General features: G+C 76.5%; 14 protein-coding genes. 10 read left to right on the plus strand and 4 right to left on the minus strand.

The window, feature by feature from the left end; genetic code table 11:
* The first annotated feature begins 51 nt into the window (after positions 1 to 51).
* The gene (locus K1J50_RS12185; protein WP_220117990.1) at positions 52 to 510 is read left to right on the plus strand and encodes a cupin domain-containing protein; all 459 of its coding nucleotides are present in this window, start codon (positions 52 to 54) and stop codon (positions 508 to 510) included.
* A 58-nt stretch (positions 511 to 568) separates the two neighbouring features.
* Complete coding sequence (locus tag K1J50_RS12190; RefSeq protein WP_220117991.1) at positions 569 to 1,249, plus strand: sulfite oxidase-like oxidoreductase; 681 nt, start codon at positions 569 to 571, stop codon at positions 1,247 to 1,249.
* An 18-nt stretch (positions 1,250 to 1,267) separates the two neighbouring features.
* Here K1J50_RS12190 and K1J50_RS12195 read toward each other — a convergent pair whose 3' ends face one another.
* Both K1J50_RS12195 and K1J50_RS12200 read right to left on the minus strand, forming a co-directional pair.
* Positions 1,268 to 2,413, minus strand: coding sequence for a S1C family serine protease (locus tag K1J50_RS12195; protein ID WP_255575229.1), 1,146 nt, complete (start codon positions 2,411 to 2,413; stop codon positions 1,268 to 1,270).
* Positions 2,414 to 2,656: 243 nt separating this feature from the next.
* On the minus strand, positions 2,657 to 3,652 hold the full coding sequence (locus K1J50_RS12200) for an adenosine kinase (RefSeq protein ID WP_220117992.1): 996 nt from the start codon (positions 3,650 to 3,652) through the stop codon (positions 2,657 to 2,659).
* A gap of 62 nt (positions 3,653 to 3,714) precedes the next feature.
* Between K1J50_RS12200 and K1J50_RS12205 the strand changes: the two genes are divergently transcribed.
* The 6 genes from K1J50_RS12205 (at position 3,715) to K1J50_RS12230 (ending at position 8,576) form a co-directional block, all read left to right on the plus strand.
* Positions 3,715 to 4,434 (plus strand): EI24 domain-containing protein, encoded by a 720-nt coding sequence (locus K1J50_RS12205; RefSeq protein ID WP_220117993.1) that lies wholly within the window; start codon positions 3,715 to 3,717, stop codon positions 4,432 to 4,434.
* A 119-nt stretch (positions 4,435 to 4,553) separates the two neighbouring features.
* Entirely contained in the window at positions 4,554 to 5,288 is a 735-nt protein-coding gene (locus K1J50_RS12210; RefSeq protein WP_220117994.1) for a bactofilin family protein, read from the plus strand.
* Positions 5,289 to 5,376: 88 nt separating this feature from the next.
* A complete protein-coding gene (locus tag K1J50_RS12215) occupies positions 5,377 to 6,204 on the plus strand; it encodes a hypothetical protein (protein WP_220117995.1) in 828 nt (275 codons plus the stop codon).
* 25 nt (positions 6,205 to 6,229) lie between these two features.
* Complete coding sequence (locus K1J50_RS12220) at positions 6,230 to 7,168, plus strand: AEC family transporter (protein ID WP_220117996.1); 939 nt, start codon at positions 6,230 to 6,232, stop codon at positions 7,166 to 7,168.
* A 65-nt stretch (positions 7,169 to 7,233) separates the two neighbouring features.
* On the plus strand, positions 7,234 to 8,235 hold the full coding sequence (locus K1J50_RS12225) for a Bug family tripartite tricarboxylate transporter substrate binding protein (protein WP_220117997.1): 1,002 nt from the start codon (positions 7,234 to 7,236) through the stop codon (positions 8,233 to 8,235).
* A gap of 2 nt (positions 8,236 to 8,237) precedes the next feature.
* On the plus strand, positions 8,238 to 8,576 hold the full coding sequence (locus tag K1J50_RS12230; protein ID WP_220117998.1) for a hypothetical protein: 339 nt from the start codon (positions 8,238 to 8,240) through the stop codon (positions 8,574 to 8,576).
* Positions 8,577 to 8,649: 73 nt separating this feature from the next.
* Here K1J50_RS12230 and K1J50_RS12235 read toward each other — a convergent pair whose 3' ends face one another.
* Positions 8,650 to 10,953 carry an NADP-dependent malic enzyme gene (locus K1J50_RS12235; RefSeq protein ID WP_220117999.1) on the minus strand — a complete coding sequence of 768 codons (2,304 nt, stop codon included), beginning with the start codon at positions 10,951 to 10,953 and terminating at the stop codon, positions 8,650 to 8,652.
* Positions 10,954 to 11,100: 147 nt separating this feature from the next.
* Here K1J50_RS12235 and mutS point away from each other — a divergent pair, with 147 nt between their 5' ends.
* Positions 11,101 to 13,824 (plus strand): DNA mismatch repair protein MutS, encoded by a 2,724-nt coding sequence (gene mutS / locus K1J50_RS12240; RefSeq protein WP_220118000.1) that lies wholly within the window; start codon positions 11,101 to 11,103, stop codon positions 13,822 to 13,824.
* Positions 13,821 to 16,721 carry a [protein-PII] uridylyltransferase gene (locus K1J50_RS12245; protein WP_408869373.1) on the plus strand — a complete coding sequence of 967 codons (2,901 nt, stop codon included), beginning with the start codon at positions 13,821 to 13,823 and terminating at the stop codon, positions 16,719 to 16,721. Before mutS ends, K1J50_RS12245 begins: the two co-directional genes overlap by 4 nt.
* A 24-nt stretch (positions 16,722 to 16,745) precedes the next feature.
* Here K1J50_RS12245 and K1J50_RS12250 read toward each other — a convergent pair.
* On the minus strand, positions 16,746 to 17,753 hold a 1,008-nt coding region (locus K1J50_RS12250; RefSeq protein WP_304502914.1), incomplete at its 5' end, for an SbcC/MukB-like Walker B domain-containing protein.

Consider the following 17,753-nt stretch of genomic DNA (forward strand, 5'->3'; position numbering starts at 1 on the left):
GCCCTAAGCTCGGCGCGCCGCGAGACCGGCGGAGGAGGGCCCATCCGGCGCATGACCGCGATCACTCCCAAGGCGACCAACCATGCGGGCCTCGGCCCGCACGACTCCCGCTTCGTCCGCGTCGCCGATCTCCCCTGGGAGAAGGCGATGTTCGAGGGCGTCGAGTTCAAGACGCTGCTGATGGACCGCGAGCGGGGCCTGATGACGGTGCTGCTGCGCATGGCGCCCGGCGCGCGGCTGCCGGACCACGAGCACGTCCTGCTCGAGCAGACCTACGTGCTGGAGGGCCGCCTCGTGGACCGCGACGGCGAGTGCGGGCCCGGCGACTTCGTCTATCGCCCGCCCGGCAGCCGCCACGAGGCCTGGACGCCGGAAGGCGGGCTGATGCTCGCCGTCTTCCAGATGCCCAACAAGTTCTTCCTGCCGGACGGGCGCGTGCTCGACTTCGTCGGCGGCGACTGGGCGGAGAAGTGGGGCGAGGCGGCGCGGGCGGCGGGGATCGCCGGATAGGCCCTTGCGCCGCGCCCGTCCGGCGGCACCTATGCGCGAAGGCGGAGGACGAGGCGCCATGGCGGAACAGGACGGGCACGGCGACATCCCCCTGACCGGACGGGTGCGCGAGAAGCTCATCGCGCGCAAGCAGGACTGGGCCCGCGAGGGCCGGCTGCTGACCGGCGCCGCCGCCGGCCCGGCGCGCGCGCGCCTGCCCCCGGGCCAGACCCTGGTGCGCGACTGGCCGGTGCTCGACCTCGGCGTGCAGCCCGAGGTCGCGCGGGAGAAGTTCCGCCTGCGCGTCGAGGGGCTGGTGGAAAACCCGCTCCGCCTGGACTGGGAGGGCTTCCTCGCCCTGCCGCAGGAGGAGCAGGTCTGCGACATCCACTGCGTCACGCAGTGGTCGCGCTACGACAACCGCTTCGCCGGCGTGAAGACGCGCACGCTGCTCGCCCTCGCCCGCCCGCGGCCGGAGGCGCGCTTCGTCGTCCTCCACGCCTACGACGGCTATACCACCAACCTGCCGCTCGCGGAATTCGGCGCCGAGGACGCGATGCTCGCCCATTCCTGGGAGGGCAGGCCGCTGACGCGCGAGCACGGCGGGCCGGTGCGCGCGGTGGTGCCGCGCCTCTACTTCTGGAAGAGCGCGAAGTGGATCACGCGCATCGAGCTGCGCGCGGAGGACCAGCCGGGCTTCTGGGAGGTGCGGGGCTACCACAACCACGGCGATCCGTGGCGCGAGGAGCGCTACGGCTGATCCCCCGCGCGCCGCCGCTCACGGCGCGACGCCGAGCGTCACCGCGACCTCGATCCGCTCGCCGTTGCGCAGCAGCGTCACCGGCACGGTCTGCCCCGGCTCGCTGCGGTCGAGCGCGTTGAGCAGGTCGGCGACGCGGCGCACCGGGCGTCCGCCCAGCGCCACGATCACGTCCCCGACCCGGAAGGCGCCGTCGCGGGTGAACTGCGCCGGGCGGATGCCGGCCCTCTCCGCCGGCGATCCCGGCTCCACCGCGAGCACGAACACGCCCTCGATGCCGAGGCGGGCGGAGAGCGCCGCGTTCACCTGCTCCTCGGCGCGCACGCCGAGCGAGGGGCGGACGTAGCGCCCGGTCGCGATCAGCCGCGGCACCACGCGGTTGACCGTGTCCACCGGGACCGCGAAGCCGATCCCGGCATAGGCGCCGGAGGGGCTGTAGATCGCGGTGTTCACCCCGATCAGCCGGCCCGCGGAATCGAGCAGCGGCCCGCCCGAATTGCCCGGGTTGATCGCGGCGTCGGTCTGGATCAGGCCCTCGATCACGCCCCCGGCCTCGTTCGGCAGCTCGCGGTTGAGCGCGGAGACGATGCCGGTGGTTAGGGTCCAGTCGAGCCCGAAGGGATTGCCGATCGCGAACACCTTCTGTCCGACCTTGAGGTCGCCGCTGGTGCCGATCGGCAGCGGCTCGGGCCCGCCGAGGCCGACGCCGATCCGCAGCACGGCGAGGTCGTGCGCCGGGCTGGTCCCCACCAGCGCGGCCCGGAAGGCGCGCCCGTCGGCCAGCCGCACGATCGCGCCGGAGGCGCCGGCGACCACGTGGTGGTTGGTCACCACGTGGCCGAGCCGGTCCCAGAGGAAGCCCGAGCCGGTGCCGCGCGGCACGTCCAGCGCGTTGCGCGTCCAGGGGTTCAGGACCCGCTCCGTGGTGGCGATGTACACCACGGAATCGCGCGCGGCCTCGAACAGGGCGATGGTGCTGCGCTCGTCCTCGGCGAGGTCGCCGCGCGGCGTCACCGCCCGTGGCACGGCGCGGGGGGCGAGCAGCTCCGCCTGGATCAGCGGATAGAGGTTCCAGGCGAGCACGAGGAGCAGCCCCGCCGCGGCGATCGCGAGCAGGCGGGCGAGGAATCGACTCTGGTCGTTCATGGGCGGCGAGGATGGCATGCCGCCGTCCGGGCAGCGAGCCGCCGGCGCCGGCCGCTCCGCCCGGCGCCGGGCCGCCGTCCCGATGCCGCCGCGCCTACCTCCGCCGCCGGCGATGGCGCAGCGGGGCCCCGCTCGGGTCCGCCGGCGCGCACGGGAGGTGCGCCGCGTCGCCGGTGCGGGAAACGCCGCCGACGGTCGCGGGGGCCTCGCGGCGGGCGGGGCGGCGGGCGGGGCGGCGGTCGCGGCCTGCCGGCCCGCGCGTCAGCGGTGCGGCGACGGGGCGACCAGCGCCCTCAGGTCCGCCTGCGGCCGCGCGCCGAAATGGCTGATCGCCTCCGCCGCCGCCACCGCGCCCCAGCGGCCGCACTCCGGCAGGGCCCGGCCCTGCGCGAGCGCCGCCAGGAACCCGGCCGCATAGGCGTCGCCGGCGCCGGTCGTGTCCACCACGCGCACCGGCATGGCGGGGATCTCGTACGCCGCGTCGCCGGCCACGACCACGCTGCCCTCCGGCCCGCGCGTCAGCACCGCGATGTCCACGTCGCCGCGCACCAGCGCCACGGCGTGCTCGAAGCGCTCGACCTGGTAGAGCGCGCGGATCTCCGCCTCGTTGGCGAAGAGGATGTCGGCCTCCTCGCGCAGGAAGGCGAGGAAGGCCTCGCGGTGGCGCGCGACGCAGAACGGGTCGGAGAGGGTGATCGCCACCCGGCGCCCGGCCGCGTGCGCCACCGCCGAGGCGGCGCGGAACGCCGCCTGCGCCGCCGGCGGGTCGAACAGGTATCCCTCGAGGTAGGTGATCCGCGCCGCCCGCAGCGCCGCGAGGTCGAGATCGGCCTCGCCGAAGGCGACGCAGGCGCCGAGATAGGTGTTCATCGTCCGCTGCCCGTCCGGCGTCACCAGGATCAGGCAGCGCGCGGTCGGCGCCCCGCCCGCGAGCGGCGGCGTCGGGAAATGCACGCCCGCGGCGGCGATGTCGTGGCGGAACACCGCGCCGAGCTGGTCCGCCGCCACCTTGCCGAGGAAGCCCACGCGCGCGCCGAGCGCCGCCGCCGCCGCGCAGGTGTTCGCGGCCGAGCCGCCGGAGCTCTCGATCCCCGGCCCCATCGCCGCGTAGAGCCGCTCCGCCGCCTCCGCGTCGATCAGCTGCATGGCGCCCTTGGTCATGCGGTGCGCGCTGAGGAAGGCGTCGTCGGCGCGCGCGAGCACGTCCACGATGGCATTGCCGATGCCGAGGATGTCGAGTTCGGTGGGAGACGACATGCGGAGGCGCCCTGCGGTCCTGGAGCGCGTTCCGCTTACCCGTCGCCCCCCGGAGCCGCAACATGACCCTGCTGCACGCCGTCCTGCTCGCCTTCCGCCAATGCGACGATCCCGCCTTCCGCCGGCCGCTCTGGCGCGCGGCGGCGGCGGCCGCGGCCTGCTTCGCGCTGCTGTTCTGGCTGGCGCTGCGCGGCGCGGCCTGGCTTGCGGCGGGCGCCCCGGACTGGCTCGCCGGCCCGATGCTGGACTGGGCCGCCCAGGCGCTCGGCGGCCTGCTCGCCCTGCTGCTCGCGGGCTGGCTGCTGGTGCCGGCGCTGGTCACGCTCGCCGGGCTGTTCGCCGACCCGGTGGCGGCGGCGGTGGAGCGCCGCCATTACCCGCACCTGCCGCCGCCCGCCGGCGGCGCCTCGATCGCGGCGCAGATCGGGGCCGGCCTGCGACTCGGGGCCCGGCTGCTGGTGCTGCACCTGGTGCTGATCCCGGTGGCGCTGCTGCTGCCCGGCGTCGGCGCCGCGCTCGCCTTCCTGGTCGGCGCCTGGGGCCTCGGCGCGGGGCTGTTCGAAAGCGTCGCGATGCGCCGCATGGGGACGGCGGCGGCGCGGGCCGAGCGGCGGCGGCGCCGGCTCTCCGTGCTGGGCCTCGGCGCGCTCGGCGTGCTGGCGGCCGCGGTGCCGCTGCTCAACCTGCTGGTGCCCGTCATCGGCACGGCGGCGGCGACCCATCTGCTGCACCGGGGCGCCCGCCGCGCCGGGGACGCCGGGGCGGGAGGAAACTGGGGATAACCCGCGGTTTCCTGGTTGTATGCGATCGCGCGAGCGTGCTAGCCGCAACGTCGGGAAAGACGCGGCGCGGGGGAGAGCGCGTGCCGCGGCGCCCGCACCGCTGTGAGAGGGGGAACAGCATGTCCGTCTTCCGCCGCCGCCGCGACGAGACACCGGCCGCCGCTCCGGGCGCCGCCGCGAGCACCGCGCCGTCTGCCGATTCCGATTCGGGTGCGGCGCGGGGCACCATGATGCCGGTCGCGCGCGATCCGGAGCTTGGCGTGCCGCCCTTCCGCCCGGCGCCGAAGGAGGCGCCGATGGCCGGTGCGAGCGCGCCGCGGCCCGGCGCCCCGCCGGCATCGCCCCTGGCCGGCGCCCGCGGCGCGCCGGTCCTGGCCGGGGCCCGCCCGGCCGGCGCCGCCGCGGCCACGCAGGGCGGTGCCGGGCGCGCCGAGGGGGCCGAGCGCCGCACCCTCGTCGTCGGCAAGGGCATCAGCCTGCAGGGCACGGTGAGCGACGCCGAGCGCCTAGTCGTCGAGGGCACCGTCGAGTCGCAGATGATCCAGGCGGCCGAGCTGCTCATCACCCACTCCGGCGTGTTCAAGGGCGAGGTGCAGATCGAGGACGCCGAGGTCGCCGGCACCTTCGACGGCACCCTGACCGCGACCGGCAACCTGGTGATCCGCGCGACCGGCAAGCTGCTCGGCGTCGCGCGCTGCCGCCGCCTGCAGGTGGAGGAGGGCGGTCAGATCACCGGCCGGATGGAGATGCTGACCGACGCGGCGCACCCCGCCGCCCGCGCGCCGGTGCCGCCGGCGATGCCGGCGACGCCGGGCGCCACGGCCGCCCGCAGCCCGGAACCCGCAGAGGCCTGACGCCGCACCATTCGGTCCTCCACGGCGCGCGGGGGAGGGGGAGGCAGCGCCGGTGCGTGCGTCGCCAGCCGTTGCGGCGGGAGAAGGGGTGGGCACGGGGGAGGGGCAGCCGCCCGCCCCTTGCCGCTCCGCCGTCGCCGACCCGCCGCCCGGCGGCCGGGCGCCTGGTCGCCGGCCGTCGCCGGCGCGGACGCTGCCGGCGATCGTCGCCCTCGCCGCGGCGGGCTGCGCCGGCACGGAGCGCGGGACCGGCGATGCCGCCGCGATCGCGCGCGCGCTGCAGGCCTCGCTCTCCAGCACGCGCGCGAGCGTCGCCGCCGTCGGCGCGGCGAGCGACGGCCGCGGGCCGGGCGCCGTCCCGCCGGCCGCTGCTCCCGCCGGAACGCCATCGCCGCGTGCCGCGCCGGCGCCGCTCCGGCGCGACGCCGCCGCTGCGCCGCCGCCCGCCGCGCCGCCGCCGGCGCTGCCGTCCTCCGATGCGGCGCCGCACCGCGCGACGGCGGACGGCCCGCCGCCGGCCGAGGCGGCGCAACTGCTCGGCCTGCCGGCCGAATCGGTCGTCCGCCGCCTGGGCGAGCCCTCCCTGCGCCGGCCCGAGGGCGCGGCGGAGATCTGGCTCTACACCGCCCGTTCCTGTGCGCTCGACGTGATCCTCTACCGCGAGGAGGCGCCGCCGCGCGGCGGCGCCGGCGATCCGGTGCCGGCCGCCGCCGCCTCCGGCGCGCTGCGCGTCGCCTTCGCCGCGGCGCGCGCCGCCGGCACCGAGCCGCGCAGCGAGGCCGCCTGCCTGCGCGAGATCGCGGGCGGAGGCGGTTCCGGCGCCGGCCGGGCGGCGCCGGCTGCCGGCACCGCTTCCGCGCCGCCCGCCGTGGCGCGCGACAGGCTGGCCCTCGCGCTCGGCCGCGGCGGGAGCTGAGGGCCTCGCGACCCGTCCGCACCGCATGACTCCCTGGCTCGACGCGTTCGTCCCGGCCTTCGGGCTGCTGCTGCTCGGCGCGGTGCTGAAGCGCCGGCTGCTGCGCGACGACGCGGTCTGGGCGGGGATGGAGCGCCTGATCTTCTGGGTGCTGCTCCCCTCGCTGATCGTCACCGCGCTCTCGGCCGTGGATCTGCGGGCCCTGCCGCTCGGCCGCATGGCGCTTGCGATCTGGGGGGCGCTCGCGGTCGGCACCGCGGCGAGCCTCGCCCTCGCCCGCGCCCTCGGCCACGGACATGCGGCGATGACCTCGGTGGTGCAGGGCGGCATCCGCTTCAACAACCTGATGGGCTTCGCCATCTGCGGCGCGCTGTTCGGCGCCCCCGGGCTCGCCCTCGCCGCCGTCTCGACCGGGCTGATCGTGCCCGTGGTGCAGACGGTGACGGTGCTCGTCTTCCTGCTCGGCCGGGGGTCGGGCCCGCGCCCGCGGCCGCTCGCGCTGCTGCGCCAGGTGCTGACCAATCCGCTGATGCTCGCTTGCGTGATCGGCTTCGCCCTGGCGATGCTGGGCGGCCTGCCGCCCGGCCTCGCGCCGCTCGTCGCCGCGCTCGGGCGCGCCTCGGTCGCGCTCGGCCTGCTCTGCGTCGGCGCGGCGCTCTCGCTCGGCATGCTGCGCGCGCAGGCGGCGACGCAGGCGCTGACCGGCGCGCTCAAGCTGCTCGGGATGCCGGCGCTGACTTGGGGCCTCGCGACGCTGCTCCGCCTGCCGCCGCTCGAGACCGCCGTCGCCGTCACCTTCATGGCGCTGCCGACGGCCTCCACCAGCTACGTCATGGCCCGTGCCATGGGCGGCGACGCGCCCCTGATGGCGGCGATCACCACCACCGAGCACGCGGCCTCCGCCGTGACCCTGCCGCTCTGGCTCGCCCTGCTCGCCGGCGTCCTCGCCATCGCCCCCCCGTAGCGTGCGCGCGGCGGGTGGCGCATCATGCGCCCCCACGGGAACGCGATCGGGGGAGCGAGGAGCGGATGCTGCGACGCAGGGACATGGTGCTGGGCATGGCCGGGGCCGCGGCGGCGGGGGGGCCGGGCCGCGCGGCGCGCGCCCAGGGGGGAGCCCCGGCGCCCGGCCGCGGCTGGCCCGATCGGCCGATCCGCTGGATCGTCGGCTATCCGCCGGGGGGCGCCTCCGACACCATGGCGCGCCTGATCGCCAACGCCATCGGCACCCGCCTCGGCCAGCCAATCGTGGTGGAGAACCGCCCCGGCGGCGGCGCCGTGCTGGCGAGCGAGCTGGTCGCCCGCTCCGCCCCCGACGGGCACACGCTGCTGCATTCCGACAACGGGATGCTGGTGTACAACCCCGCGCTCTACCAGCGGCTGCCCTACGATCCCGACCGCGACCTCACCGGCATCGGCTTCATCGGCCGCTGGCCGCTGTTCTTCGTGGCGACGCCGGAGAGCCCCTACCGCAGCTTCGCCGAGCTGGTGGAGGTCTCGCGGCGGCGCCCCCTGACCTACGGCACGCCGGGCGTCGCCTCGCCGCACCATCTCGCCTGCGAGATGGTGAAGAAGCGCACCGGCCTCGAGGCGACGCACGTGCCCTATCGCGGCGGCCCGCTGGCGATGAACGACCTGCTGGGCGGGCGGGTGGACCTGGTGGTGATCGACACCTCCACCGGCCTGCCCTTCGTGCGCGCGGGCCGGGTGCGCGTGCTGGCGCAGCTCGGCGACCGCCGGTCCGACCAGCTTGCGGACGTGCCGACGCTGGCCGAGCTCGGCCATGCCGGCGCGGTGGCCTACGGCTGGCAGTCGCTCTCGGCCCCCGCCGGCACGCCGGCGCCGGTGATCGCCCGGCTGAACGAGGAGCTGGTGCGGGCGATGGGCACGCCGGAACTCGCCGCGCACACGCGCAACATCGGCGTCGAGGTGGTGAACATGACCCCCGAGCAGTTCAACGCCTTCGTCCGGGGCGAGTGCGAGATCTGGCGCCCGCTGATCCGCGAGCTCGGCATCCGGGTGGACGGCTGACGATGCCGGGGCGGCGTGCCGGCTGGCGCCGCCTTCTGCCCGCCGTGGCGCTGCTGCCGCTGCTCGGCGTCGCCGCCCCGTTCGCGTCGCCGCGGGCGCAGGAGCGTCCGGGGGTGGTCCAGCGCGCCGGCGCGGCGGTCGAGCGGGGCGCGCAGCGCGCCGGCGCGGCGCTGGCGCGCGGGGCGCGGCGCACCGGCGCCGCGCTCGACCGGGCCGGGCGGCGCACCGCCGCGCATGTGGAGAAGCGCGCCCGGCAGACCGGCGCGGCGCTGCAGCGCGCGGGCGACTGGACCGGACGCAAGGTGCACCAGGCGGCGGAGCGCCTCGGGATCGCCGACTGACGGTCCCGCGGCGGCGCGGGCGCGTCCGCCGCCGGGGGAGGCGGCGGCGCGGCGCGGCCGGCCGGGAAGCGCCTCAGCGCGGGATCGCGGAGTGCGCGGCGAGGGAGGCGACCTCCAGGATCTGGCTCACCCCCGCCTCGACCGGCACGATCTGCGCCGGGCGCGACAGGCCCACCAGCAGCGGGCCGATGGTGGTCGCGCTGGTCAGGTGCGGTACTGCCTTGGTCAGGATGTGCGCCGCGTGCAGGCCCGGGCAGACCAGCACGTTCGCCGGTCCCGTCAGCCGGCAGAACGGATAGAGGGCCGAGCGCAGCGCCGGATCGAGCGCCACGTCCGCCCCCATCTCGCCGTCGTACTCGAAATCCACCCCGCGCGCGTCGAGCAGCTTCACCGCGTCGCGGATCGAGCCGGGGATCAGGCCCTTAGGGTCGCCGAAGGTCGAGAAGGAGAGGAAGGCGACGCGCGGCTCGTGCCCGAGCCGCCGCGCCGCCTCCGCGCTCCGGATCGCGATCTCGGCCAGCGTCGGCGCGTCCGGCCGTTCGTGGATCGCGGTGTCCGCGACCAGCACGGTGCCGGAGCGCCGCGCCAGCATCAGCGTCAGGCCGAACAGCACGCCGCCCGGCTCCGGGTCGATCGCGGTCAGGATGCCCTCGAGCGCGACCGAGTAGGTGCGGGTGACGCCGGTGACCATCGCGTCGGCGTCGCCGAGGGCGACCATGCAGGCGGCGAAGACGTTGCGGTCCTGGTTCACCAGGCGCTGGCAGTCGCGGAACAGGAAGCCCTGGCGCTGGCGCCGGGCGTAGAGGAACTCGGCGTAGCGGCGGTTGCTCTCGGACAGGCGGGCGTTGTGGATCTCGATGCCGTCCGGCATCGGCAGGCCGAGCGCGGCGACGCTGGCGTGGATGCGGTCCTCGCGCCCGATCAGGACCGGGGTGCCGTAGCCCGCGTTGCGGAAGGCGATGGCGGCGCGGATCACCTTCTCCTCCTCGCCCTCGGCGAAGACGACGCGGCGCGGATTGGCCCGCACCCGCTCGGTGATCGCCTCGAGCGCCGCCGCGGTCGGATCGAGCCGGCCGGCGAGCTCGCGCGCGTAGCGGCGCAGGTCCATCAGCGGGCGCCGCGCCACCCCCGAATCCATCGCCGCCTTGGCGACGGCGGGCGGGACGCGGGAGATCAGGCGGGGATCGAAGGCGTTGGGGATGATGTAGTCGGGGCCGAAGCGCAGCGCCTTGCCGGCGCCGGCGCCGGCCACCTCCTCGGGCACGTCCTCGCGCGCGAGCATCGCCAGCGCCTGCGCGGCGGCGATCTTCATCGCGTCGTTGATGGTCGAGGCGCGCACGTCGAGCGCGCCGCGGAAGATGAAGGGGAAGCCGAGGACGTTGTTGACCTGGTTCGGGTAGTCGGAGCGGCCGGTGGCGACGATGCAGTCGGGCCGCGCCGCCTTCGCCTCCTCCGGCGTGATCTCGGGGTCGGGGTTGGCCATGGCGAAGATGATCGGCTTCGGCGCCATGGCGCGCACCATCTCGCGCGTCAGCGCGCCCTTGACGGAGAGGCCGAAGAACACGTCCGCCCCCTCCAGCGCCTCGGCCAGGGTGCGCGCCTTGGTCTCGACCGCGTGGGCCGACTTCCACTGGTTCATGCCCTCGCGCCGGCCGCGCCAGATCACGCCCTTGGTGTCGCAGAGGACGACGTTCTCCGGCCGCATCCCCATCGCCTTGAGCAGCTCGGCGCAGGCGATCGAGGCCGCGCCCGCGCCGTTGATGACGAGGCGCGTCTCGGCGATGTCCCGCCCCGTCAGGTGCAGCGCGTTGATCAGCCCGGCCGCGGCGACGATCGCCGTGCCGTGCTGGTCGTCGTGGAACACCGGGATGTCCATCAGCTCGCGCAGGCGCTGCTCGATGACGAAGCACTCCGGCGCCTTGATGTCCTCGAGGTTGATGCCGCCGAAGGAGGGGCCGAGGAAGCGCACGGCGTTGACGAACTCGTCCACGTCCTCGGTGTCGATGCAGAGGTCTATGCCGTCCACGTCGGCGAAGCGCTTGAAGAGGGCGACCTTGCCCTCCATCACCGGCTTCGCCGCCAGCGCCCCGAGGTTGCCGAGCCCCAGCACCGCCGTGCCGTTGGAGACGACGGCGACGAAGTTCCCCTTGCTCGTGTAGTCGTAGGCGAGCGCGGGGTTGCGGTGGATGTGCAGGCAGGGCTCGGCCACGCCGGGGGAGTAGGCGAGCGAGAGGTCGCGCGCCGTAACCAGCGGCTTGGTCAGCCGGATCTCCAGCTTGCCGGGACGGCCCTCGGCATGCAGCGCCAGCGCCTCCTCGGCGGTGATCCGGGCGGTGCGCGCATCGCCGAGCGGCGCGTCCTTCGCCACGTCGTCCATCCTCAGTCCCTCCCCATCGGGTCGCTCGGGCGGCGATGATGCGGCCTCGGCCGCCGCGGCGCGAGTCCCTCTCGCGGCGGCCGGCGCCGTCCGCCCCGCGCGCGGCCCTTCGCGCCTGCAACCGGCCGGGCTAGCTTCGCCCTCCCCATGGACCGGAACGACCCGAACCCGATCCCCAGCGCCGCCGGCGCGACCCCGGCGCTGGCGCAGTGGTTCGCCGCCAAGGCGGCGCACCCGGACGCGCTCGTCTTCTTCCGCATGGGCGACTTCTACGAGCTGTTCTTCGGCGACGCCGAGGTCGCCTCGCAGGTGCTCGACATCGCGCTGACCTTCCGCGGCGAGCACCAGGGCCGCCCGGTGCCGATGTGCGGTGTGCCGGCCGCGAGCTGCGAGGGCTACCTCGCGCGCCTGATCCGGCGCGGCTTCCGCGTCGCCATCTGCGACCAGCTCGAGACGCCGGAGGAGGCGAAGCGGCGCAAGGCCGCCACCATCCGCCGCGAGGTGGTGCGCCTCGTCACCCCGGGCACCGTCACCGAGGAGGCGCTGCTCGAGGCGGCGCGCCCCGCCTGGCTGCTGGCGCTGGCGCCGGCGGGCGAGGCGATCGGCGCCGCTTGGCTCGACGTCAGCACCGGCGCCTTCGCCACCGAGGCGCTGCCGCGCGGCGCGCTCGCCGCCCTGCTGGCGCGGCTCGAGCCGGCCGAGGTGCTGGCACCGGAGGCGCTCGCCGCCGACCCGGCGCTCGCCCCCTACGCCGAGCGCATCGCCCGCGGCGCGCCGCCCCGCGACGGCGCCCGGTGCCTCGCCGCCGCCTTCGGGGTCGCCACCCTCGACGGGTTCGGCGCCTTCACCGAGGCCGAGATCGCCGCCGCCGCGATGGCGGTGGACTACGTCCGCGCCACCCAGGCCGGCGGCCTGCCGCGCCTCTCCCCGCCCGCCCCGCAGGGCGGGCGCGGCGTGCTGCAGATGGACGCGCCGACCCGGCGCTCGCTCGAGATCCTGCGCGACCAGCGCGGCGGCACGCGCGACTGCCTGCTCGGCGCGGTGGACCGCACCGTGACCGCGGCCGGGGCGCGCGAGCTCGCCGCCCGCCTCGCCGCCCCGCTGACCGAGGCCGAGGCGATCGCCGCCCGCCACGACGCGGTCGGCTTCCTGCTCGCCGCCGGGGAGGTGCGCGCGGCGCTGCGCGCGGCGCTCAAGGGGGCGCCGGACATGGCGCGGGCGCTGGCGCGGCTGTCGCTCGACCGGTTCGCCCCGCGCGACCTCGCCGCGATCCGCGACGGGCTCGGGCGCGCCGAGGCGATCGCCGCGGCGCTGGCCGAGGCGAGCGGCGTGCCGCCCCTGCCGCCGCTGCTCGCCGCCGCGCTGCGCGCCCTGCACCCCGATCCCAGCCCGCGCGCGGAGCTGGCGCGCGCCCTCGCCGGGACCCTGCCGGCCCGCATCGAGGACGGGGGCGTGGTCGCCCCCGACTATGACGGCGAGCTCGACGCGCTGCGCCGCCTGCGCGACGGCGCGCGCGAGGCGATCGCCGCGCTGCAGCGCGACCTCGCCCAGGCCTGGGGCGTCGCCGCGCTGAAGATCCGCCACCACCAGCAGCTCGGCTTCCTCGCCGAGGTCCCGGCCGCCGCGGGCGAGAAGCTGCTGCGCGCCCCGCCTGCGGCGGGCCCCCACGCGCCGATCCACCGCCAGACCATGGCCAGCGCGATGCGCTTCACCTGCCCCGCGCTCGCCGATCTCGACCGCCGCGTGGCCGAGGCGGGCGCGCAGGCGGAGCGGCGCGAGCGCCTGATCGTGCAGCACCTGCGCCGGCTCTGCCTCGACGCCGCGCCCGGCATCGCCGCGGCGGCGCAGGCGCTGGCGGAGCTCGACGTCCACGCCGCCGCCGCCGAGCTCGCCGCCTCCGGCGTCTGGTGCCGGCCGGAGATCGTGGAGCGGCCCGAATTCGCCGTCACCGCCGGCCGCCACCCGGTGGTCGAGGCGGCGCTGGCCCGGGCGGGCGGCCCGGCCTTCGTGCCGAACGACTGCGACCTCTCGCCGGGGCGGCGCATCTGCCTCCTCACCGGCCCGAACATGGCCGGCAAGTCCACCTACCTGCGCCAGAACGCGCTGATCGTGATCCTTGCGCAGGCGGGATTGTTCGTCCCCGCCGAGCGGGCGCGGCTCGGCCTCGTGGACCGGCTGTTCTCGCGCGTCGGCGCGGCCGATGACATTGCCGGCGGACGCTCCACATTCATGGTGGAAATGGCGGAGACCGCGGCGATCCTCAACCAGGCCGGCCCCCGCAGCCTCGTGGTGCTCGACGAGGTCGGGCGCGGGACCGCGACCTGGGACGGGCTCGCCATCGCCTGGGCGGTGCTGGAGGCGCTGCACGACCGCCTGCGCTGCCGCGCCATCTTCGCCACCCACTTCCACGAGCTGGTCGCGCTCGCCGGCGGCCGCCTGCCGGAGCTGGCGCCGGCCACCATGCGGGTGCGCGAGTGGCGCGGCGAGGTGGTGTTCCTGCACAGCGTCGCCCCCGGCGCGGCGGAGCGTTCCTGGGGCCTGCACGTCGCGCGCCTCGCCGGCGTCCCGCGCGCGGTGGTGGCGCGCGCCGAGACGGTGCTGCGCGCGCTCGAGGAGCGCGCCCGCGGCCTCGACCCGCTGTCCGACGAGCTGCCGCTGTTCGCGACGCCTGCGCGCGGCCCGGGCCGCCGGGACGCGCCGGAGGGGGAAGGAGAGGAGGCGGCGACGGCGGCGCTGCATCCGGTCCTCGCGGCCCTCGCCGGGCTCGACCCCGACGCGCTATCCCCGCGCGAGGCCCTTGCCGCGCTCTATCGTCTCAAATCCCTTGCCGCGGATGTTGCTGCGGTGCAAAACTCATCCCCGTCGACATGATCAACAGCAAGGCCTTCCCCCGCGCCGCCGCCCCGGTGCGTCCCGCGCCGGTGGGGGAGACGATGGCCGCTCCGCCGATGCCCTCGGCCATGCCGCCCACCTCGGCGCCGGACGTTTCCGCGCCGGCGGCGGCCGACCTCTTCGCCGCGCTGCTCCCGCCGAAGGACGGGAATGGCGCCGTCGCGCCGATCCCGCGCGACCAGGCGCTCGGCCTGCTGCGCCGCCATCTCGGGCTGCTGCAGGGGCGGGTGCAGGCGAGCTTCGAGGCGCGCGAGCTCTCCGGCCTCGCCGCCGCGCGCTGGCTCGCGGCGCTGATGGACGGGCTGGTGCAGGCGATCCACGCCTACGCCGTCGCCGTGATCGCGCCGCGCACCCCGGCGGAGGCGGAGGAGCCGCCCTTTGCCCTGGTCGCCACCGGGGGCTACGGCCGCGGCGTGCTGGCCCCCTATTCGGACATCGACCTGCTGTTCCTCACCCCCGGCCCGGTGGCCGAGGGCCGGCCGATCGGCCCGCGCGGCCGGCGCGCGGTGGAGTTCATGCTCTACCTGCTCTGGGACCTCGGGTTGAAGGTCGGCCACGCCACCCGGACGGTGGCGGAGTGCCTCGAGGATGCGCGCGCCGACGCGACGGTGCAGACGGCGCTGATCGACGCCCGCTTCCTCGCCGGCGAGCGCGCCGTGTTCGACCGCTTCGCCGAGGAGTTCGCGCGCGCCCGCGCCGCATGGGGCCTCGGCCAGTTCCTCGCCGCCAAGCGGGCGGAGCGGCTCGAGCGCCACAAGCGCTACGGCGACAGCCCGTTCCTGGTCGAGCCGCACATCAAGGAGGGGCGCGGCGGCCTGCGCGACCTGCAGACCCTCTACTGGATCGCCCGCTACGCCTTCGGCGTGCAGAAGATGCCGGAGCTGGTCGGGCCCGACAGCCCGGGCGGCGGCCTCCTCACCGAGCAGGAGGCGAAGGCGATCCGCCGCGCCTGGTCCTTCCTCTGGACCGTGCGCTTCCACCTGCACTACGTCACCGGCCGTGCCGAGGAGCGCCTGACCTTCGACCTGCAACCGGTGGTGGGCGCCCGCATGGGCTACACCCGCCACGGGCTGCAGGACGGCGTCGAGCGGTTCATGAAGCACTTCTTCCTGACCGCGCGCGACACCGTCCGCCTCACCCGCCTGCTCGAGCCCGCGATCGAGCGCGCCGCGCTCGGCCCGCCCGCGGTGCTGCCGGCGCCGGACAAGACGCTCTCGCGCGCCGGATTCGCGCTCGCCGACGGCAAGCTGATCGCGGCGCCGGGCCGCGACTTCGGGCGCGAGCCGGTGCTGATGCTGCGCCTGATGCGCATGGCGCGCGACCGCGGCCTCGAGATCCACCCCCTCGCGCTGCGGGCGCTGATCCGCAACGCCCGCTCCGCCGTCGCCCTGCGCGACGACCGGGAGGCGAGCGAGATCTTCCTCGACCTGCTCACGGGCCGCGACGCGGCGCGCTGGCTGCGGGCGCTGAACGAGGCGGGGTTCCTCTCGCGCTACCTGCCGAACTGGTCGCGCATCGTCGGGCTGATGCAGTTCGACACCTACCACGTCTTCACCGTGGACGAGCACACGATCGAGGCGATCGGCGTGCTCGGCCAGCTCGAGCGCGGCGAGCTCGCGCAGGTGGCGCCGGTCGCCTCGGAGCTGATCGGCCAGCTCCAGTCGCGCCGCGCGCTCTACATGGCGGTACTGCTGCACGACATCGCCAAGGGGCGCGGCGGCGACCATTCCGAGCTCGGCGCGCGCATCGCCCAGGAGGTCTGTCCCCTGCTCGGCCTCACGCCGGAGGAGACCGAGACCGTCTCCTGGCTCGTCCTGCACCACCTGCTGATCAGCCAGACCGCCTTCAAGCGCGACATCGAGGACCCCAAGACCATCCTCGACATCGCCGACCTGATCCAGTCGCCCGAGCGCCTGCGCCTGCTGCTGGTGCTGACCGTGGCCGACATGCGTGCCGTCGGTCCCAAGGTGTGGAACAACTGGAAGGCGACGCTGCTGCGCGAGCTCTACTGGCGCGTGGCCGAGGTGCTGGAGGGCGGCCTCTCCGTGCCGGAGCGCGACCTGCGCGTCGCCCAGGCCAAGCAGGCCGCGGCCGCCCTGCTCGCCGACTGGCCGCAGGAGGAGGTGAGCCGCTTCCTCGCCCTCGGCTATCCCGGCTACTGGCTCTCCTTCGACCCCGAGACCCACGCCCGCCACGCCCACCTGATCCGCGAGGCCGCGGCCGCCGACGCCCCGCTCACCGTGCGCACCCGCGTGCTCGAGGCGCGCAGCGTCACCGAGGTGACGGTCTACGCCGCCGACCACCCGGGCCTGTTCAGCCGCATCGCCGGCGCGCTCGCCGTCGCCGGCGCCTCGATCGTGGACGCGCGCATCCACACCCTGACCAACGGCATGGCGCTCGACACCTTCTGGGTGCAGGACGCCGCGGGCGGGGCCTTCGATGCGCCGCACCGCCTCGCCCGCCTCGCCGTGCTGATCGAGCAGGCGCTCTCCGGCCGGCTGCGCGTGGCGGAGGAGATCCGCAAGGTGCGGCGCGAGCCGGCGCGGCTGCGCGCCGTCACCGTGCCGCCGCGGGTGGTCATAGACAACCACGCCTCCAACACCCACACGGTGGTCGAGGTGAACGGCCGCGACCGGCCCGGGCTGCTGCACGACGTCACCGCCGCGATCAGCGCCCAGGGGCTGCAGATCGCCTCCGCCCACATCACCACCTACGGCGTGCGCGCGGTGGACGTGTTCTACGTCAAGGACGTGTTCGGCCTGAAGATCGAGAACGAGCGCAAGCTCGCCGCGCTGCGCCAGGCGCTGCTCGAGGCGCTGGCGCCGCCCGAGGCGGAGGCGGCGGCGCCGCGCCAGGCGGTCGCGGGCGCCGCCTGAGGCGCCGCGGCCGCCCGGCCGCGCTCAGCCGATGCGGAACGTCGCGGTGCTGCCGCGGCGGCCGGGTGTGACCTCGAGCCGCGCGGGGATGCGCGCGCGCAGCTCCGCGACGTGGCTGATCACCCCCACCAGCCGGTCGCCGCCGCCGAGGCCGGCCAGCACCTCCATCGCCGTGTCGAGCGCCTCCTCGTCGAGCGTGCCGAACCCCTCGTCCACGAACAGCGCATCGATCCGGCGCGCGCCGGCGTGCGCCTGCACGGTGTCGGCGAGGCCGAGCGCCATCGCCAGCGCCGCGCAGAACCCCTCGCCGCCGGAGAGCGTCCCGGGCGGGCGCACGCCGCCGTTCCATTCGTCCAGCACCTCGATGTCGAGCCCGACGCCCCGCCGCACCGGGTCCTCGACCCGCCGGAGCTGGTAGCGCCCGCGCAGCATCGCGCGGAGGCGCCGGTTGGCGGCGGACAGCGCCTCGTCGAGCAGGCTGCGCAGCACGAAGCCCTCGAGGCTGAGGTTCTGCGGGTTCCTGCCCGCGACCAGCGCGGCGAGCTCCTGGCGCAGCTCCAGCGCCTCGCGCGCGGCGGCGAGGTCGCGCCCGGCCTCGGCGATGGCGGCGAGGAGGCGGTCCGCATCGCTCAGGCGCTGGCGGAGCGCCGCCGCGGCCGCGGTGGCGGCGCGCTGCTCGGCGGCGGCCTCCTCCGCGGCCCGTTCGAGCGCCGCGAGGTCGGGCGGCGCGACGCCCTCCGCCGCTCGCCGCGCCTCCGCCTCGGCCGCGCGCGCGGTGGCGAGCGCCTGGTCGAAGCCGGCGATCCGCTCCTCCAGGGCGTCGGCTTCGCCGGGCGGCAGGCGCGCGGCTTCGAACGCGGCGATGCCGGCGAAGCCCGCCTCCGCGCACAGGCGGGCGAAGGCGGCCTCCTGCGCCGCCCGGCGGTCCGTCTCGGTCGCGGCGCGGGCGGCGGCCTCGGCGGCGGCGCGGGCGGCGGCCTCGGCGGCGGCGGCGGCGGCGGTCCGCGCCTCGCGATCGCGCCGCAGCGCCTC

This window comes from Caldovatus aquaticus (assembly GCF_019458025.1).
Lineage (GTDB): Bacteria > Pseudomonadota > Alphaproteobacteria > Acetobacterales > Acetobacteraceae > Caldovatus > Caldovatus aquaticus.

Coding starts and splice junctions, on each gene's coding strand:
- K1J50_RS12185 (WP_220117990.1), top strand. CDS start 52: ATGACCGCGATCACTCCCAAGGCGACCAACCATGCGGGCCTCGGCCCG.
- K1J50_RS12190 (WP_220117991.1), top strand. CDS start 569: ATGGCGGAACAGGACGGGCACGGCGACATCCCCCTGACCGGACGGGTG.
- K1J50_RS12195 (WP_255575229.1), bottom strand. CDS start 2,413: ATGCCATCCTCGCCGCCCATGAACGACCAGAGTCGATTCCTCGCCCGC.
- K1J50_RS12200 (WP_220117992.1), bottom strand. CDS start 3,652: ATGTCGTCTCCCACCGAACTCGACATCCTCGGCATCGGCAATGCCATC.
- K1J50_RS12205 (WP_220117993.1), top strand. CDS start 3,715: ATGACCCTGCTGCACGCCGTCCTGCTCGCCTTCCGCCAATGCGACGAT.
- K1J50_RS12210 (WP_220117994.1), top strand. CDS start 4,554: ATGTCCGTCTTCCGCCGCCGCCGCGACGAGACACCGGCCGCCGCTCCG.
- K1J50_RS12220 (WP_220117996.1), top strand. CDS start 6,230: ATGACTCCCTGGCTCGACGCGTTCGTCCCGGCCTTCGGGCTGCTGCTG.
- K1J50_RS12225 (WP_220117997.1), top strand. CDS start 7,234: ATGCTGCGACGCAGGGACATGGTGCTGGGCATGGCCGGGGCCGCGGCG.
- K1J50_RS12230 (WP_220117998.1), top strand. CDS start 8,238: ATGCCGGGGCGGCGTGCCGGCTGGCGCCGCCTTCTGCCCGCCGTGGCG.
- K1J50_RS12235 (WP_220117999.1), bottom strand. CDS start 10,953: ATGGACGACGTGGCGAAGGACGCGCCGCTCGGCGATGCGCGCACCGCC.
- mutS (WP_220118000.1), top strand. CDS start 11,101: ATGGACCGGAACGACCCGAACCCGATCCCCAGCGCCGCCGGCGCGACC.
- K1J50_RS12245 (WP_408869373.1), top strand. CDS start 13,821: ATGATCAACAGCAAGGCCTTCCCCCGCGCCGCCGCCCCGGTGCGTCCC.